Source organism: Mycolicibacter arupensis, assembly GCF_002086515.1.
Lineage (GTDB): Bacteria > Actinomycetota > Actinomycetes > Mycobacteriales > Mycobacteriaceae > Mycobacterium > Mycobacterium arupense.
The window spans coordinates 1-583 of the sequence record NZ_MVHH01000122.1 but is presented as its reverse complement, the minus strand read 5'-3'; the positions used below and the strand labels follow the sequence as shown (position 1 = coordinate 583).

General features: G+C 58.5%; 1 pseudogene. It reads left to right on the top strand.

Annotated features, from left to right (window positions below):
* A pseudogene (istB, locus tag BST15_RS20965) lies at positions 1-418 on the top strand (IS21-like element ISPst3 family helper ATPase IstB); the annotation flags it as partial.
* Between the last annotated feature and the right edge of the window lie 165 nt (positions 419-583).

Genomic DNA, 583 nt, shown 5'->3' with positions numbered 1-583 from the left:
CTTCTACTCCACGGTCGATCTGGTCAATCTGCTGGAGCGCGAAAAACACGACGGCAAAGCCGGGCGGATCGCCCAGGCACTGCTGCGCATGGATCTGGTCATCCTCGACGAACTGGGTTATCTGCCGTTCAGCCAGGCTGGCGGTGCGTTGCTGTTTCACCTGCTGTCCAAGCTGTACGAACACACCAGCGTGGTGATCACCACCAACCTGAGCTTCGCCGAATGGTCGAGCGTGTTCGGCGACGCCAAGATGACCACCGCCCTGCTGGATCGGCTGACCCACCACTGCCACATCGTCGAAACCGGTAACGAGTCCTATCGCCTGCAACACAGTAGCTTGGCGGCCCAGGCCAAGATCAAATCACGGGAGCGAAAGCGTAAGGGCGGCCAGGAACCGGAGGACGATGAGTCGTTCTGATTTCATGGTGACGACGGCCTGCTGCATGGCTGCATGTGGCAGGTCTTCAACAGCTGAACTGGGCTAGCGAAGGAGTGGGGGCAACAGCAGCTGCGCTGGTAGACTTATCCACAGTTGCTGGTAACAAAATCAGCAATCCGCCCTGGGTCAAATTTCAATCGGCAG